18 protein-coding genes are annotated in these 18,910 nt (G+C 69.7%); 4 read left to right on the top strand and 14 right to left on the bottom strand.

The annotated features are described in order from the left end of the window. Genes ACIP6U_RS46445 through ACIP6U_RS46425 form a run of 5 tightly spaced genes read right to left on the bottom strand, consistent with a single transcriptional unit; the run spans nt 1 to nt 4,814 of the window. A complete protein-coding gene (locus tag ACIP6U_RS46445; RefSeq protein ID WP_401729347.1) occupies nt 1–315 on the bottom strand; it encodes a hypothetical protein in 315 nt (104 codons plus the stop codon). Then, nucleotides 312–2,999, bottom strand: a complete 2,688-nt coding sequence (locus ACIP6U_RS46440) for an ATP-binding protein (protein WP_401729345.1) — start codon at nt 2,997–2,999, stop codon at nt 312–314. Before ACIP6U_RS46440 ends, ACIP6U_RS46445 begins: the two co-directional genes overlap by 4 nt. Beyond that, nucleotides 2,996–3,547, bottom strand: a complete 552-nt coding sequence (locus tag ACIP6U_RS46435) for a hypothetical protein (RefSeq protein WP_401729344.1) — start codon at nt 3,545–3,547, stop codon at nt 2,996–2,998. Before ACIP6U_RS46435 ends, ACIP6U_RS46440 begins: the two co-directional genes overlap by 4 nt. Continuing rightward, nucleotides 3,544–3,885 carry a hypothetical protein gene (locus tag ACIP6U_RS46430; RefSeq protein WP_401729342.1) on the bottom strand — a complete coding sequence of 114 codons (342 nt, stop codon included), beginning with the start codon at nt 3,883–3,885 and terminating at the stop codon, nt 3,544–3,546. The genes ACIP6U_RS46435 and ACIP6U_RS46430 overlap by 4 nt, the downstream gene beginning before the upstream one ends. Next, the gene (locus tag ACIP6U_RS46425) at nt 3,882–4,814 is read right to left on the bottom strand and encodes a conjugal transfer protein (protein ID WP_401729341.1); all 933 of its coding nucleotides are present in this window, start codon (nt 4,812–4,814) and stop codon (nt 3,882–3,884) included. Before ACIP6U_RS46425 ends, ACIP6U_RS46430 begins: the two co-directional genes overlap by 4 nt. Before the next feature lie 734 nt (nt 4,815–5,548). Here ACIP6U_RS46425 and ACIP6U_RS46420 point away from each other — a divergent pair. Both ACIP6U_RS46420 and ACIP6U_RS46415 read left to right on the top strand, forming a co-directional pair. Further along, nucleotides 5,549–6,952 carry a hypothetical protein gene (locus ACIP6U_RS46420; RefSeq protein WP_401729339.1) on the top strand — a complete coding sequence of 468 codons (1,404 nt, stop codon included), beginning with the start codon at nt 5,549–5,551 and terminating at the stop codon, nt 6,950–6,952. Then, nucleotides 6,949–8,430 (top strand): hypothetical protein, encoded by a 1,482-nt coding sequence (locus tag ACIP6U_RS46415; protein WP_401729338.1) that lies wholly within the window; start codon nt 6,949–6,951, stop codon nt 8,428–8,430. The genes ACIP6U_RS46420 and ACIP6U_RS46415 overlap by 4 nt, the downstream gene beginning before the upstream one ends. A gap of 1,133 nt (nt 8,431–9,563) precedes the next feature. Here the strand turns inward: ACIP6U_RS46415 and ACIP6U_RS46410 are convergent. From ACIP6U_RS46410 to ACIP6U_RS46395, 4 genes are all read right to left on the bottom strand, one after another. After that, the gene (locus ACIP6U_RS46410) at nt 9,564–9,965 is read right to left on the bottom strand and encodes a type II toxin-antitoxin system VapC family toxin (protein WP_401729336.1); all 402 of its coding nucleotides are present in this window, start codon (nt 9,963–9,965) and stop codon (nt 9,564–9,566) included. Further along, nucleotides 9,962–10,192: a FitA-like ribbon-helix-helix domain-containing protein gene (locus ACIP6U_RS46405; protein ID WP_401729335.1), complete on the bottom strand. Its 231-nt coding sequence runs from the start codon at nt 10,190–10,192 to the stop codon at nt 9,962–9,964. The genes ACIP6U_RS46410 and ACIP6U_RS46405 overlap by 4 nt, the downstream gene beginning before the upstream one ends. A gap of 85 nt (nt 10,193–10,277) precedes the next feature. Continuing rightward, entirely contained in the window at nt 10,278–10,787 is a 510-nt protein-coding gene (locus tag ACIP6U_RS46400; RefSeq protein WP_401729333.1) for an HD domain-containing protein, read from the bottom strand. Next, the gene (locus ACIP6U_RS46395) at nt 10,768–11,322 is read right to left on the bottom strand and encodes a hypothetical protein (RefSeq protein ID WP_401729410.1); all 555 of its coding nucleotides are present in this window, start codon (nt 11,320–11,322) and stop codon (nt 10,768–10,770) included. Before ACIP6U_RS46395 ends, ACIP6U_RS46400 begins: the two co-directional genes overlap by 20 nt. Here ACIP6U_RS46395 and ACIP6U_RS46390 point away from each other — a divergent pair. Continuing rightward, nucleotides 11,269–11,847: an SMI1/KNR4 family protein gene (locus tag ACIP6U_RS46390; protein WP_401729332.1), complete on the top strand. Its 579-nt coding sequence runs from the start codon at nt 11,269–11,271 to the stop codon at nt 11,845–11,847. The two genes, ACIP6U_RS46395 and ACIP6U_RS46390, sit on opposite strands and share 54 nt — an antisense overlap. Nucleotides 11,848–11,997: 150 nt before the next feature. Here ACIP6U_RS46390 and ACIP6U_RS46385 read toward each other — a convergent pair whose 3' ends face one another. After that, nucleotides 11,998–12,297 carry a hypothetical protein gene (locus ACIP6U_RS46385; protein WP_401729331.1) on the bottom strand — a complete coding sequence of 100 codons (300 nt, stop codon included), beginning with the start codon at nt 12,295–12,297 and terminating at the stop codon, nt 11,998–12,000. Nucleotides 12,298–12,566: 269 nt separating this feature from the next. Between ACIP6U_RS46385 and ACIP6U_RS46380 the strand changes: the two genes are divergently transcribed. After that, nucleotides 12,567–12,950, top strand: a complete 384-nt coding sequence (locus ACIP6U_RS46380; RefSeq protein ID WP_401729330.1) for a YybH family protein — start codon at nt 12,567–12,569, stop codon at nt 12,948–12,950. 16 nt (nt 12,951–12,966) lie between these two features. Here ACIP6U_RS46380 and istB read toward each other — a convergent pair whose 3' ends face one another. The 4 genes from istB to ACIP6U_RS46360 form a co-directional block, all read right to left on the bottom strand. Then, complete coding sequence (gene istB / locus ACIP6U_RS46375; protein ID WP_401729328.1) at nt 12,967–13,755, bottom strand: IS21-like element helper ATPase IstB; 789 nt, start codon at nt 13,753–13,755, stop codon at nt 12,967–12,969. Then, nucleotides 13,752–15,392 (bottom strand): IS21 family transposase, encoded by a 1,641-nt coding sequence (gene istA / locus ACIP6U_RS46370; protein WP_401729327.1) that lies wholly within the window; start codon nt 15,390–15,392, stop codon nt 13,752–13,754. The genes istB and istA overlap by 4 nt, the downstream gene beginning before the upstream one ends. Before the next feature lie 449 nt (nt 15,393–15,841). Continuing rightward, complete coding sequence (locus ACIP6U_RS46365) at nt 15,842–16,588, bottom strand: PaeR7I family type II restriction endonuclease (RefSeq protein WP_401729325.1); 747 nt, start codon at nt 16,586–16,588, stop codon at nt 15,842–15,844. Between the two features lie 20 nt (nt 16,589–16,608). Next, nucleotides 16,609–18,291 carry an Eco57I restriction-modification methylase domain-containing protein gene (locus tag ACIP6U_RS46360; RefSeq protein ID WP_401729323.1) on the bottom strand — a complete coding sequence of 561 codons (1,683 nt, stop codon included), beginning with the start codon at nt 18,289–18,291 and terminating at the stop codon, nt 16,609–16,611. Nucleotides 18,292–18,910 lie beyond the last annotated feature (619 nt).

Below are 18,910 nucleotides of genomic sequence, written 5' to 3'. Positions count from 1 at the left end.
TCAGCGCCGCCTCTGCTCTGCGAGAGACCGCAGCTGCCATACCACCAGGACCGCAGGCCCCGTACCGGCGGGCACCAGCCTGTGCGCGCCATCGGTCGTGTCCCGCTCGCAGTAGGCGTTGCCCGGACCGGCGATCAAGGCACAGGGATCGGCGTGCGCGGCATGGGCGCCAGCGGCGAAGGCCTGCCCGGTGCGCGGCCACCATCCCTGCGGCACGCGCACTTTGGGAGCGAGGATGACCGCACCAGCGATCACGGTGAGGACGCTCGCGGCCGCGGCGACCCGCAGCGAGCGGGCCCTGGACGGAGTGGTCATCGAACGTGCTCCTTCGTACGGGCATCCAGGCGCTCTCCGGCACCAGGTGCAGAGATCGTGGCGGCGGTCGTGCGGCGTCCTGGTGTGGTGGTGATGGAGGTGGTGATGCGAGGGATTGGGGGGATGGAGACTTTGACGCGGCCGGTGTTCTGCCGTGGGCAGGTCAGCAGGAACTCGCCCTCCCGGCCTTTGCGGCCGACGGGGGAGAGTCCGGTGGTCACCAGCCGCAGCAGCGTGTCGTCGCCTGGGTCGAGGCCGACGAATTCCAGTCCGCGGCGGGCGCGTTCGCGATCCGCGGTGCGGGCGAGGGCGCGGTAGGCCATCAGGCCGCGGTCGGGGCCCAGTTCGTCGGCGTCGTGCGAGCCCGCCAGGAGCCCGGCGCCGTGTTTGCGGCCGTCGTGGAGGATCTCGTGGACGAGGGCAGTGCCTTCGGCCGACGAGGTGAGCCAGTACAGCTCGTCCAGGACCACGGCGGTGAACCGCTCCGGGTCCTCGAACGCGGTCTGCCGGGCGATCGCAGCGATCAGGTAGAGCACCGCACGGCCGATCAGCGCCTCCAGCGGCTGCTGGTGAAGGATCTCCGGGTTGGCGAACGCCGTCTTCGGCGGCAGCTTCAGACCGGTCGTGGTGATCACGATCATGTCGGAGGTGCTGGAGGCGTCCAGCCGGACCGGCGGCAGCGACGGGTCGAAGACCATCCGGGCCAGCGAGTTGGTGGCGACGATGCGAATGAGGCCGGCGAGGGTGGCGGCCGCGTCCTGCCGCTTGCCCGCCTCGCTCGCAGCCATCCCCTCAAGGACCTCAAGGACGCGGTGCATGGACGGCTTTGGCCCGACGGCGGCCTGCTCGACGGCGTGGTGGAGGACCTCACCTCCTGTGCTCATCGGACCGATGCCGAGCTGCAGGGTGAGATAGGACAGGGCATAGTGCCGTCCTTCGGGTCCGTGGAACATGCGCAGCGGGTCGATGGAGACTTCGGCCTGGGCGGCGTCAATGATCTGGACGCGGCCCCTCGCGGCGGTGCGGGCGTAGGTGGCCCACTCGCGTACGGGGGTGCGGTCGATGCAGATGGCGCAGCCGCCGCGCGCCCACACCGCCTCCGCGATCAGTTTCTGCAGCACGCTCTTGCCCGCGCCGAGATCCCCGACGATCCCCATCGACGCGGACGCGTTCTGCTTGGGCGCGTCCGCGACATTGATCATGACGGGGCGAGTGGTGCCACTGTCCAGGTCGATACCGAGGAACATCCCGTTCGGGTCGCCGACCTCCGCTGTCGTGAAGGCCCCGGACAGCGCCCAGTCCTCGGAGACCTGGTGCTGGGTGAACTCGCGCGCCACGCCGGGCCGCATGGTGCCCGGCAGACCCAGAGCGAACAGGGCTTCCTGCAGGCCGGCCGGGCGCACCGCGCGGTAGTCGGCGCCGCCCAGCAGCGCGGCCAGGGCCCGGGCGCGGGCGTCGCACACGGCTGCGGTGGGCCCCCACACCGTCAGCACGGTGACGGACTGCACCTCGACCTCGACCGAGGTGCGTGACAGACGGGCATCCAGCTCGCCCAGGTCCCGGGCCGCCTCGGAGAGGGAGGCGGGCATGCCGGTGGGGCGGGCGTCGTACTGGTCGGCCTGGTCGATCAGTTCGTTCTTCTTGCGCCGCACCTGGTCGCGGGCCTTCTCCGCCGGCACCAGGGTGAGGTCCACGGTGTAGTCGACGGGAAAGTCGAGCAGTTCCAGCTGCGCGAACAGATCCGCAGCATCCTGGCTGACCGCGGGTGGGCATTCGGCCAGCGCCAACTGCGCCTGGTAGCCCACCCCGGCGTCGGTTTCGACCTGCAGCCAGCGCCGTCCCAGGGGCGAGCCGGTACTCAGCCGCCACCAGGCCGTGCGCCCCGAGCGCGTGACGCTGCCCGCACTCTTGAGCTCGTCGACGTCGTCGAGTTCGGGATCGATACCGCCTTCCTGCAAGCGGACTTGGCCGAGGTCGGCGTAGCTGGGGGAGACCAGTGCGCCGTTCCGGATCTGTGCGCCGTACAGCCGGCTGGACTCCGCCTCGGCCAGGAGCGGTTCGGCCAGTCCGCGGTGCAGGGCGTGCTGGATCATCCACACGATCTCGGCAGGGCGGGCGGGGCGCAAACCGATGCCGCCGGCGAGCGTCGCCTCCACCCGGGAGGCCTGCTCCCGGAACGCAGTTACCTCGCGCCGGGCGACGGGGACCGGCTGCATGCTCAGCACCGGCGCGACCTCGGCCCACGCCGCGCCGAGCGATGCCGACAGGCGCAGACCGCCGGTCTCGGTCTGCAGCGGCACCGCCAGCCACAGAGTGCGGCGGTGCATCTCCTGGTCGTCCAGCAACTCCAGGGTGGCCTCGACGTTTTCCACCCAGGGGTGCCGGCTCGTACCGGGTTCCTGCGAGTCGGGTTCGAGGCCTTCGATCATGCGCAGGGCGATCTCGCCCGGGTCGACCTGCGCGCACAGTCCGAACAGCCGTGGCGCCCCGGACAGCGAACGCACCAGATGCGTGATTTTGGCGAGCTCTTCGTCGCGGACCGCCTCGGGCACGTAGGTGCCCTGGAGGGTCTCCTCGCGCTGTCCTTGCGCGTCCGGGCCGGGGTGAAGGCGGTACAGGGCCCACACGCTGCCCTGCGTCGACCAGATCAGGTGCCCGGCGATGTGCCGGATCGGAATCCTCACTGTGCACCCCCGCTCTGCTGGGCGATGGCCAAGAGCTGCTGGACGCCCGACACCGGTCCCGTCGGCGCTGTGGAAACCGTCGGCTCCGTACGACGGCGGGTGGACGCGGGGCGATGCGGTGCCCGGGCGAAGAACCGTCCCGCCGCCCGCGCCGGTGTCGCGGGGGAGGGCGTGTCCTCGATCGTGAAGCCGCCCGTCAGCGGGCGAGCGGAGCGGTCGCGGGCGGCCCGGCCGCCGATGCGCCCGCCACGGGGCTGCCGGCCCAGCAGCACCCAGCCGAGCGCGGCCTGCATCGGGGCACGGCCGCGGACCTTGGGCCGGCGTACGGCCCAGATGGCGAGCAGCCAAGCGCCGATGGGGATCGGGCCCGTCCACGACCACCAGCTGATGGTCTTCACCAGGAGGAAGCCGCCGATGACGGCGACTGCGATCTGTGCGGGGGTGTACGGCCCGAGGGGGATCTTCCAGTCGGCGACCCTGCCCAGCACCCAGGGGTGACGGCGGGCGGCAGTGTAGAAGCGGGCCACCCGGCCGGCGGCCGCGGTCACAGCCGGCCGCCGGCGTCGGGTGAGTGTCCGGGGGAGGCCGGGAGTTCGGAGTGAACGGCGCCGGGGACTGCGGGGGCGCCTTTGGACGGGTTCTTCACCTCGTCCTGGAACATGCCCGCCAGGGACTCGCGGGAGTCGTACAGCCCGAGCGCGATGATCATCAGGAGCAGGGCGCCGATGCCCGCCTTGAGGCTGAACTTCTGGATCATGATGACGACGACGAGGACGAGCAGACCGGCCTGCAGGCCTCTGGTTGCCCAGTTTTTCAGCATGGTGATCCACGAGTTGCCGAGGTCGTCGAGCTGTCCGGCGAGCATCAGGTGGTGGGCCGTGTTCACCGCGCACCCTCGTTCTGGGCTGTGCCGGTCTGCAGTGCGGCGATCTCCCACCGGTCGGAGCGGGACGTGAGCGTGAGCTCGTACGCCAGCGGCCAGCGCCCGAAGTCATCCCGGGCCTGCACTGCCACGCGCACCCGGACCCTGGTCCCGTCGTCCGGTACCTCTTCGGCGGCCGCGGCCTGTTCGACGGCCACGATCTGCTGGACGGTGGCCGAGGTGTACGGGGCGGGGGAGAGGGCGGTGAGTTTCACCTTGGGTGCGAGGTAGCGGTCTACTTCGCCGGTTCCGGTCAGGTAGGCGGTGAGGAATTGCCCGATGGCGGAGGACAGTTCACTGTCGGGGACGGTCACGCTGTACGGCGATGTGGGCGTCTCGGCCCGGGCCGGACCGGCGACCACGGCGGGAGCATCGGTCACTGAGAACGAGGCGCCCGAGGAGTTGGCGGTCACCGGCACGACGTAGTACCGCAACCGTCCGTCGGCGTATTGCGCAGCCACCGTCACCGACCACACGCCAGCGTCGCGCTGCGCACTGCGCACCGCCGTCACGGACTGGGGCGCTGTGTGCGCATCGGCAGCCGGGCCGGGCAGCTCAACGTCCGGCGCCATCGCCTGCGCAAGCCGGGCCTGCGCAGTTGACGCGTTGTCCGTGCTGCTGCGCAGCCACGCGCCGACGAACAGCTGCGCATAGCCCGACGGGTTGGCGGCGGGCGCGGCAGTGCGCTCGGTGGTCGGCTTCGCGGTAGGGGCGGCCGCCGTGGTGGTCGGCCCGGGCCACACGGCGATGCCCAGGGCGATGGGGCCGGCCGCGATCGCGGTGAGCAGAGCCAGCCGGGCCAGGCGGGCGCTGCGGCGCATCCTTTCCAGCCGGGCGCCCGCTGCCGTCGGGGCGCCGGACTCGCTCTGCGAGGCCTGCTTGTCAGGGGACATGGTCAAACTCCCAGGTCAGAACGGGGTGCTGACCTTGAGGAAACTCAGCGCCCCCGACCCGGCCACCGACCACGAGACCCCGACCACGGTCACGATGGAGACACGAAGGCCGTGGTCGGGGTCATGGTCGGCCCGACCATGACCCCGACCACGGTTCACCCGGTGAGAGGGGCGGCCGTTCGTCCTGTCCGTCAGGGGCGCGGCCCCGATGGCCGCTGCGAGGTGTTCGTGCCGCTCTTCCGCCGCAGCGGTACACCGATGCGCAGACCGAATGCGCCCGGGCCGGCCCCGACGTCTGCGCAGTGCGGACCCCTGAGCCTGCGCACCAGAACACCGGGGACTCGCCCGCCTGTTGCGCAGTCGCTGCGCCCGGCCCGGCTGCGCACGAGCCTCGCCCCAGTGCGCAGACTTTGCGCACCATCCGGTCCGGGATGCGTAACGGGGCTGCGCATCATGCCGGTGGAGGGCACTGCGTGGTCGGGCTGGCCATGAACCCGACCATGGCAGCTGGGCGGTGGCGTTGCCGGATCGTGACCGCTGTGGGGGCTGGTGGCTGCGGTTCTGGTCGGGGCCGGTGGGTGAGCTGGCGGTATGGAACACCCGCCCGCCTTCCCACCCCGGACCGCCGCCGGCCTCTGCTCGGCGCGCCCGGTGCGCTGCCGTGGCCGTCGCGCGCGGCCGGTGTCGGGGGCAGGGCGGTGAGCGGTTTGGGGGCCGGGATCCGCCGGGGTGTGATGGCGGCCGATCAGTTCACCCAGATTGCCAACGGCTTGTTCCGGGATGCCCGGTTGTCGTTCAGGGCGAAGGGGATCTTCGGGTACGTCTCCACGCACCGCAACGGCTGGCAGGTGACGATCGCCGATCTCGTCCGCCTGGGCCCGGACGGACGAGAAGCGGTCCGCACCGGCCTGAAGGAGCTGGAAGCGTACGGCTACCTGGTCCGTGCGCGTCTGCGCCGCCCGGACGGCACCCTCGGCGAGAGCGTCTACTGCATCACCGACCGCCCGGCCACCGCGGACATCGCGCTGATCGAAGCCGGCGCGGCGGTCACGGTCCCCGAGCCCGGGCCGGCCTGCGGACCGGCGGCGCCGGGGATCTGCCGGGGTGTGATGGCGGGCGACCAGTTCACCCAGATCGCCAACGCGCTGTTCCGCGACCGGCAGTTGTCCTTCAAGGCCAAGGGAGTGTTCGGGCTGCTCTCCACGCACCGGGAGGGCTGGCGGATGACCGTCACTGACATCGCCCGCCGGGGCCGCGAGGGCGAGTGGGCCGTCAAGGGCGCTCTGAAGGAACTGGAGAAATGCGGCTTCCTGGTCCGCGCACGCGAACGCGACCAGGACGGCACCTTCGCAGCGGCCGTCTACGTCATCACCGACCTGCCCGCCCTGCAAAACACCTGGTACGGGCCAGAGTCGGGTTTTCCACCGGTGGATGACCCTACGTCGGCTGACCGGTCGACTAAGAACACCAACAGAAAGAAGACCACCCAGCACAACACCAGCCCCCTCCGTCCGTGCCGTCGCGACGCGTCGCGGGCACCTGAGCGGACGGACGGGGCGGGCACTGCGAGGTCCTCGCCGGCGGTGCCCGCAGGGGATGAGATGCACCCGGGGATTGTGCTGCTGCTCGAACTGGGGGTGGCTCGCCCCGAGCTGCTGCTGACCGGGCAGGCGCTGACCGACCAGGGCCGCGTCGTGAGCGTGATGCTGGAAACAGGCTGGAGCCGCGAGCAGCTGCGCCACGTCATCGCTGCCCGGCCTCTGCCCCATCCGGTGCGGAGCACGGTCGGCGCGATCATCGCGGCCCGCCTCCGTGCCGCCCGGCTCTACCCGCCGCCCGCCCTCGCGGCCGGCCACCCTCACCCGCCCGCCGGGGACACCGCGCCGCCCACACCCGGCTCGTCTGCCGCCGCTCGCTCGGTGGGTGAGGCCCTGTCCTACCGCGCCCTTACCGAGTGCGCCGCCTGCGGCCATCCCGCAACAGCTCCCGGCGAAGACCTGTGTCCGGCCTGCCTGGGCTGGCCGCTGTGCTCCACCTGCCCGGGCCCCACCCCCCGCCGCGCCCGCCCCGGCGGCGACGGCCGCTGCACCACCTGCGCCCGCGCCCTCACCGCCCCTCTGGAAGGAAGCAGCCTGTGACGGACACACCCCGCACATCGCCGCCGGCCGCAGCCGCAACCGCAGCCGCAGCCGCGGACCGCGAGCGCCCCTTCACCGCCCGCCCCGGACGGTGGGTGAAGGAACGCGACCGGGCCCTGCGCACCGGCCACATCCCGGGCAGCACCTGCACGTCTGCCTGCGAGACGGTCCTCGTCTACGAACGCGCCTCATGGGGATGGCTGGCCTGGACCGTCCCAGGCGATGGCAGCCGGCCCGGGATACCCCACCAGATCGGCGTGCTCGCTCCGGACGCGAACTGTCTGCAGCGGTGGGCCGTGCGCTGGCTGACCCGGCGCCCCGCCCGCTATGCCGCCCTGGCCGACGTCCCTGGATCGCTGCGCCTGTCCACCGCAGGCGTCGCCCTCGTCAGCCTGCTCGCGGCCTTGATCGCCGCGGGCCGCGGGGTTGCTCCCGGTGTCGTGGTACCGGCCATGCTCCTCGTCCTGGCCCTGGCCGATCATCTGCCCGGCCGGCTGGATACCCGGGCCCGGGCACACGTGCGCACGGTCGAAGGTGACCGGGCATGCCGCTATCTGCGGCGTCAGACCGCCCTGCACACCTCGCTCGTCCAGGCCGCCGCCACCACCGACGCCGCCGGCAGCCGCCGCCACGAACAGCGCCGTGCGGTCCAGATCGGCCGGCACCTGCTGTGGGAGGCCTCAGGCCTGCTCCACACCCGCGATCCCCGCGCCGTTTCGGGCGAGCTCATCGCCCGCGAGCGGCTGATGCTCCAACTCGCCCACCAGGCCGTCCAGATCGTCGAGCACACCGCCGACGGCCACACACCCGGCACGAACCAGACCCCCGGTCCTGCGCGGCCGGTGCGACCGCATGCGCTCGGCGCCCAGCCGCCGGCCCATCCCCGCCTGCGCCCTGTACCGGCCCTGCTACCGCCGAAGGAAGTCTTCCCCATGCCCCAGCCCGGCCAGGCCGACTCCACCCTGGACGTCTACCTGTTGTTCGCGCACGAGCCCTACTACCCGGCCGCCGCACAGGAGATCAACACCACCGTCGTGGTGGCAGCCTCCTTACTGCACCCGCGGGTACGGCAGCCGGACGGCGCCCGCATCCACGACCGTCTCGTGCGCGGCCGCCGAGTGGGCGAGATCGTGCCGCTGGCCACGCTCACCCACGAACTGGACGGCGGCACACGCTGGCCGGAGGTGGGGGACTGGGAGAGGGTCACCGAGGACCTGCTGCAGCTTGTCCGCGGCCACGACTGCGACGCCCTGAACCTGGGTCTGCCGGAGATCGCCCGCGCCCTGGTGTGCGCCGGCCCTCGCAGCGAGGTCCGCACCCTCGACCCGGCATCGGGCAGGCAGCGGGTGTACGGACCTGCGGACCGGGTGGGGGTATTGGTGGAGGTCGGCAGGCATCTGGCCCGGGCAGAGGCAGGATCCCCCTTGTGGCCCGGCGAGGGCCTGCAGTCCCCGGCCGGCTTCCCGGAAGCCCTCTGAGGGGCCGCTCGTGTCGCTCCCGCCGGGTCGTATGTCCGTAGCCTGCTGGGCAGTTCGGCGAGCCAGGCACGGCGCGGGGTCGGCTAGGCGTGGTGCTTCTCCCAGGCGCGGGTAGCTTCCTGCATCGGTGTCGCCCAGTCGTCTTGGCTCTGTGTGGCGATGGAGTCCCACAGGCGCCGCTGGACGCGGGCGAGGGCCTGGAGGCCTCCGGCGGGTGCGCGGTGGCCGCGTCCTGTGCTTGCTGGCAGGTGTGGCCGTGGGCGATCAGCCACAGCAGCCACAGCGCGGGGTCGATCCAGGCGGCGCCGGTGGAGGCCCACCCCCAGTCCACGAACCGGGCGTCATCTGCGGTCATGAGGACGTTGTGCGGGTTCCATTCCGTGTGCAGGAGGCTGTCCCCGGCAAACCAGACCAGGTCCGCGGGATTGCCGACGTAGGCGCGCAGCCGGTCCGCCATCGTCTTCAGCCCAAGGGCAGGCGCCGGGATGTCGGCGAGCTGGATCATGCTTGCCATGACCGCGGGCAGGTCGGCCGACGCGGGCGTGTAGTCGGCGTGGCGGCCCTGGAGATAGTCGAAGGCGAGCAGGCTCCAGCCGTCGGTTTCGGCATGCCACGGCAGCCGCGGCGCGATACCGCTGATCTGCGGGCTGATCTGCGCCTCTCGCTTCTGGGTCCATACGCGCGGGTGGTCGCTGGGCAGTCCCTTGACGAACAGGGTGCGGGCGGGTGTGCGCACGCGGGCGGCGATGGCGCTGTTGAGGCCGGCGTTGATGGCGGCGACGTCGATGACGGGGGCGCCGGTGTTCTTCTCGATCAGCCTGCGCACGGTGTCAGGCAGGTCGGTGAGCCGCTGCGTGGGCATCGAGGTGAGCCTCCACGGGGGATGGTGCCGGGACCGCATGCCGGTTGCGGCCCCGGCAGCTTGCGGATGCCGTACTCCCAGGACCTCTGCGGGCCGCCGTGCTGCGCGCTGAGTTCCGCGGCCGGCCCCGGGTGGTAGCCGTGGCGCTCGATCGCCTCGGCGGCGTACTGCCCGGCGAGCTGGGCGGCCGAGAGTTTCTGGCGGGTGCAGGCGCTCAGGGGGCAGGGCCCCCTGAGCGATGCGGCGCCTGGGGGTCCACAGGCTGCTGGGGTCAGTTCGAGCTGAAGACCTCGATGGTGCACTTGGCTGCGCCGCTGCGTTTGATCCGTGCGTCGCAGGTGACCAGCGGGGCGCCGAGGGATTCGGCGAGTGCGACGTACTGGGCGCCGTAGGCGCTCAGGTTGGTGTGCAGGACACGAACGCGTTCCCACAGGGCGAGAGTGTCGTGCTTGTCCAGGGGCAGTGCTGTGAAGTCGGCCATGGCCTTGGTCACCTGCTTCTCGGTGAGCTTGCCGCCGCGCTGCATTCCCAGCAGTGCCGATTCGATTTCGTAGTCGATCAGGGTGGGTGCGTAGGCCGTGACGGCTTCGCTGACGCGCTTGCGGACAGCGCTGCCGGTGACGCCGTGGTGGGTCAGGAAGATCACCAGTGCTGACGTGTCGATGACGATCAACGGCCTCCTCGCCCCTCGTCGATCGCTGCCAGGACGTCTGCGGTGGTGTACTCCGCGGCGGCTTCGCGTTCCAGCCGGGCGGCCATGTCCGCCATGGTCGGCTTGGTTGTCTCCCTGGCGATCAGTTCCTGCATGTATGCCTGGAGGGACTTCCCGGCCTGGGCGGCGCGGGTCTTGAGGACGCGGATCTGGTCTTCGGGTACATCCCGGACGGTGAGGACACTCATGTCTGCATTCTAGAGCGGAAGCCTGCATTATGCAGAAGCGTGGTGTGGGTGTGCGGCCGCCCGGGTCCGGGGCGGCGTTGTGTGCTCAGGTGGGTTGTTCGCCGAGGACGGTGCGGAGCCAGTCGAAGGGGTCCATCGCGAGGAGTTGGTCGGCGAGTTCGTGGGCTGTTTTGGTGACGAGGCGGGCGCGGCTGTTGTCGATCCATCGCTGGGTGAGTGCGTAGCCCTGGGCTTTGTACTCGATGCCCTGCAGCATGCATTCCAGTTTGTCGGCGTCTTTGGCGCGGACCGCTTCGGGTGACTGGCGGGCCTCGTACTCGGCGATCAGGTCCCCGACGGCGGACGCGAGGATGCCGGGCATGCCCGCCACCTGGTCGGCGGTGACGGCCTGCGGGTCGGCCTGGCCCGCGTGCTTCTTGCCGAGGTGGTTGACGTCGCCGGTCCTGGCCTCCTGCGAGTCGTGCCAGACGGCCAGGAACGCGGCGCGCGCCGGATCGGCGCCTTCCAGTTTGGCGATGATGGAGGCGATCAGTTGCGGCCGTCGGCCAGGACGGCGGCCGTACGACGCCTCGTCGTCAGCGGCCCGACGTGCCACTCGTCCCAGATCGTGCGGCGAGCGCGGCCGGCTCGGCGCGCAGGTCCCGGCCTGCACCGGCCGCGGCCTGCGCCTGCATCTGCGCGAGCTCGTCGTCGCTGAGGGCGTCGACCCAGGCGGTCATGCGCCGGTGCTCGGCCTCTTCCTCGTCCCGCAACTGCTGGTCATACCAGTCGGGTTCCGGTTCGACAGTGATCCAGGGGCGGGCGGCTTCGTCCTGCTGGCGACGCTCGTCGGCCCGCTCGACGTACTCGCACGGGTACATGGGCAGCGGCCGCGGCCCGGCCTTGATGCGACGACGGGCGTCGAGCAACGCATCGGTGGTCGGCTGACCGGCGCCGCACGCAGCCGCGAAGGTGACCCGCATCTGCTCGCTGGGCAGCTGGCGGCCCTTGAGCGCGTTGTGGAGGGTGCTACGGGTCAGCCGGCCCGAGGCCCAAGTGTCAGTGGCCGGTGATACCTGTAGGGCGTGGAAGATGCGATGTCGGGTGCGATAGCTGTCCTGCGTGAAGCCTTTCCGGCAGAGGTCCGTCACCGCCCTTTGAGCAGGGAAGAGCTGCGGGTGTGGGAGCGAAGGCAAGGGGTGGTGCTGCCTGAGCCGTATCGCACGTTCGTGACCGAGATCGCGGACGGGACCGACGATGGTCCGCCGGACGAGGGCGGTCTGCTGCCCCTGGGAGAGAAACCGGACAGCTGGGACGTCTGGGAAGCGGACTGCTGGATGAGCCCGCAGCCGTTCGATGGCGCCGCCGTACGCGCGCCCGGCCAGCCCTTCCCTCTTGAGGAGGAGTGGCAGTGGGAGTACGACTACTACGACCACGGCCGCCACTCGTCCCTGTTGCACCAGACCTACCAGCACGGCTCGGTACTGCTGGGCAGCGACAGACCCGGTGAGTACTGGACGCTGGTGGTGACCGGGCCGCAACGCGGCCGGGTGTGGTGGCTCAGAGACGGATGCGCCGCACCCTACGCCGACCGCCCGTCCGATCAGCCGGGCGGCGATTTCCTGCGCTGGGTGAGGGACTGGCATGCCGGACAGGGCTGGTGGCGGCCCGAGTAGCGCCTCCACACCCAGTTCGCGGGCTTGACCCGCAGCGGTTGAGCGTCGCTCCGCTGGCTGTGGCGACGATGTCTTTGCTGTGTCAGCCCTCAGCCCTCAGTCACAGGGGCCAGGTTTCGGCCGACCGGGGGCATCCTGCCCCGTCGGGTTTTACAGTCCTCGCCATATCTTGGCGAGGCGGTGGACGATGCTGCGGGGCTGGTAGGGGTCGTAGTCGCTGTGGGTGGCGAGTTGGCGCAGAAGGGTGAATTGGTGCGGTGCGCGCTGGCCCTCGCGGATGAGAGCCCATTCGTCTGTGACGGGCCAGAGGGCGAGCTGGGCCTGGATGCCGGGGCTCCATTGTCGCCAGGTGTTGCGGCTGACCCAGCCCAGCTGGCGCAGTTCCAACTCGTCTTCACACAGTCGCAGATACAGGCGCGCGGCTTTGAGTTCCTCCGGTGCGCATGACATGCCTTCTTCTGCGACGAGGGCTTCGGCCGGAAACTGGTCGAGGATCTGCCAGTAGCGTGCGATGTAGGCGTCTTCGATGGTTTTGACGTGGCTAGGGCGGCGTTCAGCGGCCCCATCAGGGCGACTCCAACTGGCTTCAGTTTGAGGGTGAATGGTGAAGATCAGGCGGCGTGTGGCGGCCCCGGAGGGCGGCTTGAACTGGGACCACCGGGGCGGCGAGGTGGGGACCGTGATGATGATCGTGCGCGAGTTTCGGCATGATGGCCGTCGTGACGGATCGAACTTCCTTGGAGTCTGAACTCGCGTCGTTCATGGGCGAGTACGAGCGGGCCAACAACAGCCACGACATCGAGCGGGTCGTGCCGTTCATTGCCGAGGGCGCCACGTACTGGTTCTCGGACGGCTCGTATCGGGGCATCGGGGAGATCCGGTCCGCGATCGAGAAGACGTTCGCGAAGATCCTCGACGAGGTGTATGAAGTCAGAGATCTGGAATGGCCCGTCCTCACGACCGATGTCGCGGTGTGCCGATATCGGTTTGCCTGGACCGGCGTCGTCGATGGCGCATTGCGGTCTGGCCAGGGGCGGGGCACCAACCTCATCGTGCGGCAGGAGGGCGGGTGGAAGATGCTTCATGAGCATCTGAGCTCCTGATCCCTCAGGCGGCCGGCTATTTCGTCCCGTTGGTCTTGTTCGCTTTGGTGCGGGCCAGGCGGTAGGACTCTGTGCCGGTCTCGATGAGGGCCGCGTTGAAGGTGAGCCGGTCCACGATCGCCGCGCAGAGTCGGGGATCACTGAACGTCTTGCTCCAGCCCGTGAACGCCTCGTTGGAGGCGATCGCGATACTGTTCTTCTCCTCACGCTCCGTGAGGACTTGGAAGAGCATCTCCGCCCCGCGGCGGTCGAGTTCGAGGTAGCCGAGTTCGTCGATTTCGAGAAGGTCGACACGCCCGTAGCGGGCGATGGTTTTGCCGAGCTGCTTGTCGTCGGCGGCTTCGACCAGCTCGTTCACCAGGGCGGCGGCGGTGGTGTAGCGGACGCGGTAGCCGGCCATGGCGGCCGCCATGCCCAGCCCGATCAGCAGGTGGGACTTGCCGGTGCCGGAATCTCCGATCAGACACAGCGGGTAGCCCTTGGTGATCCACTCGCAGGTGGCGAGGCTGTGGACGACCGCTGGATCGACGTTGGGATTCGCCTTGTAATCGAAGTCGCGCAGGGACTTCTCCCGAGGGAAGTGGGCGGCCCGGATACGGCGTTCGGCCCGGCGGCGGTCGCGGTCCTCGCACTCGGCAAGCAGCAGTTCGGCGAGGAACCCGCCGTAGGAGAGCCCTTCGCGTTCGGCGCGGGCGATGGTGTCGGTGGCCTGGGCCCGCATGGTGGGCAGCCGCAGCATGCGGCAGGCGGTGTCGATCGCGGCGTCGGATGCCTGTGCGGTGAGCGCGTGATGGGCGGCGGTCATGGCGACTCCTTGCGGTGAAGACGGAGCAGTTCGTCCCACTGCTCCAGGCGGGGCAGGGGGCGGGCGTCCTCGGGCAGGGGCCTGGCCAGACGACGCAAGGTGAGGTGGCTGACCTGCGGCAGTTCCGGGTCCGGCGGCTCCGCCCGGTGCGGTGACGGCGACGCCGCGGTAACGGTGGGCGCCCGGCCGGCCGCCTGGGCGGCCTTGCGGGCCTCCAGCGCGACCACGTCCTCGCTGCAGGTGCCCAGCGCGACGGCGGCGCGAAGCCCCGCGATCACGTCGGCGTGCTGCTGATGGCGGTGCAGCAGCAGGGCCCTGACCAGGGCTGCCGTGCCGTCACTCTCGCCGAGCTGCTGCTTGGCCATGGCCCAGAACGCCTCGTGGGCGGCGGTGAAGGTGCCCTCGGCGCGGGCCTGGTGCAGAGCCTCGGAGCGATCCAGCGCACCGGGCTTGCGCAGCAGCACCTCCAGGTAGTGGTCCAGGACCAGGCGCTCCAGGCCGCGGCCGGCGAGCCGGGCATGGCGGGCAATCTCGCGCCGGCCCTCGAAGACGACGAGGGTGTCACCGGTCAGATGGACGGTGACCTTGCGGTCGATGAACCGGACCGGGACGGAGTACGAGCACATCTTCACCGTGATCCGGCTGTAGCGGTCGACCCGGGGCTCGAACGTCATCGCCGTCTCGAACGGGTCGGCCGGCAGTGGCAGCAGATGCGGTGCCTCGCGGGCGAAGTCCTGGCCGATCGTGCGGATCCGTGACCCGATGCGGCGGCCCAGCTCGCGTTCCTCGAACTCGCCGATCTGCTGGTTGAGCTGTTCCAGCGTCTGAACTCGTGGGACGGGTGTGAGGTAGTTGCGGCGGAAGTAGCCCACCTGGCCCTCCACGCCACCCTTCTCATGAGCTCCGCGCAGGCCCGGCTCGCAGTAGAACGGGGTGAACCCGTAGAACTCGTGCAGCCCCGTCCACTTCGAGTTCTCCTCCCGCAGCCGACTGCGGAAGATCACCTTCTTGACCGCCGGAGTGAGGTTGTCATAGCGCACCTGACCGGCCGGCACCCCGCCCACCACGGTCAGCGCGTGCACATGCCCCTCGAAGAACGCCTGCTGCCCGCACGACCGGGAGACACGGTGCACCGCTTTGCCCGAGTAGGCCAGCCGGAACGCGAACAGGAAGCACTTCACCCGCTCTCCGGCGAGATCGACCCAGACCTCCCCGAAATCAACCTCGGCATCAGCCCCGGGCACGTTGTGCCGGGTCAAGTAGCCCTCGACCGGCGCCCCTTCCTCGGCAGCGATCACCCGGCGGCGGGCGGTGACGAAGTCCCGCACCGTGGTGTACGGAAGCGTGACGCCGAACTCCTCCTCCAGCCGCGTGCCGATCCGCTTGGCCGTGTGCCGCTGCTTGCGCGGCGCCTCAAGATCCGCTCGAAGCCAGTCGTCGACCGTCTTCTTGTACGGCTCCATCCGCGGCGAGGTCCGCACCGGACGCTTGCGCGGCTTCGCCACCGGTGAGGCCAGCGCCTCCCGCACCAGACGCCGGTGGACGCCGTACTTCCGCGACAACGCCCGGACCGACAGCTTCAACTGCCAGCTGTCCCGGCGGATCCGGTCAAACAACTCCTGCTTGGACAAGGACATCCACAGCACCCACCCTCGGCGGACCACAACCACCGTCGCACCGCAAGGCCCAGGGTGGGGCCACTTCGCCTCGCCACCACCCCTCAATACTCCCGAACGCCCCTCCAACTGGAGCCAGTTGGAGTCGCCCTGATGGGGCCGCTGAACGCCGCCCTAGCCAGTTTTGACGCGAGCCCTGGCGGCGCTGGCCGAGCTGGTGATCAGCGCGATGAGGGCGACGACGCCGGTGCTGAAGGCGACCCAGAATTCTGCGTTCACGTGTGCTGTTCCTCAAGCAGTCGGGAAGCGGGCAACGGCCGCCCCAAACAGCGGCGTTGGCCCGGATGGGTTGTCTCTGGCAAGGCGGGCTCGTGTCGGCACCCGCACGGCGGGTTGCAGATCCTCACGTCCGTTGTCCTTCAGACATGCTCGATCGGGCAGGCGGCGATTCGCTTCCGCACCAACCGGCCCTATGGCAGGGGGAGGGTCTCAGTGGCGGGGATGCCAAGGTCGGCGAGGTAGGAGATGCGCGCGTTGACGGCGGCAGCGAAGTGGCGCCAGTCCAGGCCGCTGACGGGCTCGCCGGGTGTGGGGTCGGCGGGTGAGGAGGTGATGTAGCAGACGGAGTCGTAGAGCTTCTCGGCCATCAGCCGTTCGCAGAAGATCCCGAAGCGGTCCTGGTAGGACGTACCGTGCCAGATCTCGTGCACCGGGAGGGCGCCGTCGGCGATACGGACCGGAGTACGGGACTTGGGGTGGTCTTCCATGATGAAGAAGTAGCCCAGCCACGGCTTTTCGCCGGGATAAAGCTCGGTGAGGGCGGCGCGTTGCAGATCGACAGCGCTTCCCAGGGCTTCTTCGATCCGGTTGTTGTAGTTGTTGCCGAAGGAGGGACCGCCGAGAGCTTTGAGCTCGAAGGCGGCGACCAAGGTGGTGCCGTGGGCGACGACCACGTCCCACTGTTTCTGCGGGCGGTAGTAGCCGGGCAGTTCCAGGCGGTGCGTCTTGTTGATGCGGATGTCGGCGGGCGGGTAGCCGGCATCGACAAAGAACTTGGCGAGGAGGGCGGCGATGGTGTCGAAGTGCTTCCCGCCGCGGACAGAGCCGGCTGTGCCGGCGCCGACGGCGTCCTTGATGGCGGACAGCTCCCGCTGGGCGTCCTTGGCTCCCCAGTACGCCGCTACGGCGTCTTCGAACTCTTGACGGCTGACCGTCACAGCGCCCCTCCCGCTTGCGTTCAGTCCGGAAGGCCCTGCAGTCCGTACGCCTGCAACGCTGCCTGCGTTGCTGCCTGCACGTCCCGTTCCTCGAACGCTTTGACCAGCGCTGTGCGAACCCCCGCCGGGATCCCCGCTGGATCCGGAACACGGATCTTACGCAGATACTGTGCTTGGAAGCGAAGCGTGCCACCACGCATCTTGACCGCGTATGCCTCGACGAACGCCTCTGCCACTTTCGACAGCAGCAGACCGCCCAGCACCCGCAGATCCCAGGCGTTGGACACGATGAAGTACAGGTTGTGGTGCGGGTAGTGGCCTCCCTCGTCCAGGACGGGGTGGATGGTCAGTTTCATGTCCGGCAGCAGCAGCTTGGGGCGGGCGGTGAGCTGGGCGTCGACCTTGTCGATCGTCTTGTACCAGCGGCTGGGCTGCTTGACTGCGACGTAGCGTCTGCTGAGGGTGTCCCGGTGCGTCTTGAAGTAACTCGCAAGCCGGGGAAAGCTGTTGAGATCAACCAGGTGGCCCTCGCGGCCCCATGGATTCACCAGGTAGGTGCCGCCCCAGGAAAGGGCGCCGCTGGTGGTGTCGCGGACCATTGCCAGCGGCAGCAGACGGTCTTCTTCGACCGCAGCTCTGTCCTCGGTCAGGAAGACCTTGTCCGCTCCGGTGGCAATCCCGATCCCTACCCGCGTGCCGGTGGACTCGTCCTCCAGCAGCGGAAAACGGTCACTGAGATCTTCCAGCATCGCCAGACGCGCGGGCGAGGCCTGCGGCCAGGAGTCCTCACCCGCAAACCAGTGCGGCAGCCGCGCCGCATGGAACGCCGGCGCCGTGATGAGCGCCTCGTCGCTCCGGGCCGACCACGCATGCAGTTCCCGGGCCTGCCGGGCGCCGAAAGCCCCCGTCGTGTCGGCGGCGATGACGGATCCCTGGCGGCCGTTTCTGACGACGGTGATGGCCGGATAGGCAGACACCCGCTCCTCGAACGCGTCCACATCGTGCATGGTCACCACGAGATCCATGCTGTAGCGCTGAGTGACGAGTTTGCGCAGGCCGCGCCCGTACTGATTGCGCATCCATCGGTCGGCGCAGATGAAGCCGAGCCGCCCCTCCGGCTTCAGACGGCGCATTCCCAGTTCGAAGAATCCGACATAAATATCCGCCCGGCCCCCCATGGAAGAGCAGGACCGGCGATAGGCCGCCATCCGCTCGTCAGGAACGTCCTCCAGCCTGATGTAGGGAGGATTGCCCACCACGAAATCAGCGGTCTCCGCACGGGTTTCCTGCAGGAGAAAGTCTCCTTGCGTCACCCACGCAGCGACTGCCTTCGCGGCCTCCGCAGCGCCCCACCCGTCCGCGCGCAGCACGCCGGCGATGGTCTGCCGGCTGCGCTCCACGTTCGCCTCGACCAGATCGAACGCCTCGATGGCGTCGATTGCCTCCAGCAGCCCACGGCCGCGCGCGCGGCACGAAGCACTCAGCCGTTCCACAATCGCGCCCAGGAACGCTCCGGTGCCGCACGCCGGCTCGACCAAGCGCTTGACCGCAAGATCATCTTCTGCGGTGTATCCGACCATGTCCAAGATCGCATCCACGACCCAGCGCCTTGTGAAGACCTCGCCGTGCTGGACTGCTTCCTGCAGGGAAGCAGGTACGGGCAACGTGCTGCTGGGCAGGCTGAACAGTGTCTCGGAGGTCACCGCTCGACCCTATCGCCCGCCTTCCCCCATCACAGGCAGGCGTAGCTGAGTGCCGACAGCTTCTGTAGCCAGGGCGAAGAAGCACCTGGACCTGACGCTCAAGACCGTCAGCCGACCACCGAACACTCCAGGCCTCGTCACTCCGTCACAGGTGGACGGCCACGGTTGCGACACCACGCGGTACGTAGTGGCGGAGTTGGACCTCGTCGCTGGCCGCGCCGGAGCCAGGCCTGCGGCTGGGTTAGAGGGGCGCCGCGGTGCGGACACGGCATTGAGGGGAGCGGGGGAGGGAAGGCCGGCGCTGACGCTCAGCAGTAGGGCCAAAGCTGCCCTTGTGATCTGCAGCCTTCTACGTCACCAACGCGTGATGAACACCGAGGGGGAAGATGTATACCGTCATAGGCCCACGGCCCGTCGCCTCAGCTGGATGGGAGTCAGCCGGCCGGCCGCTGGCCAGCAAGTGTGCGGAGGGACAAGGGGGTTCGGCCTGCGAAACAGTCGCCGGACAAGGGGTGTTGCCGTCCGGTCACGTCCGCTGGAGTGGTGTATTGACGGCCACTAGGTGATCTCGTCTTTGAGGCTATGCGGTGAGTTCGGTGGGCATGACGGTCTCGTCGGT

Origin of the sequence: Streptomyces sp. NPDC088794, assembly GCF_044750545.1 — a bacterium.
Lineage (GTDB): Bacteria > Actinomycetota > Actinomycetes > Streptomycetales > Streptomycetaceae > Streptomyces.
Note: the sequence above shows the minus strand (reverse complement) of the source record. Positions and strands in the feature narration are given on the sequence as shown.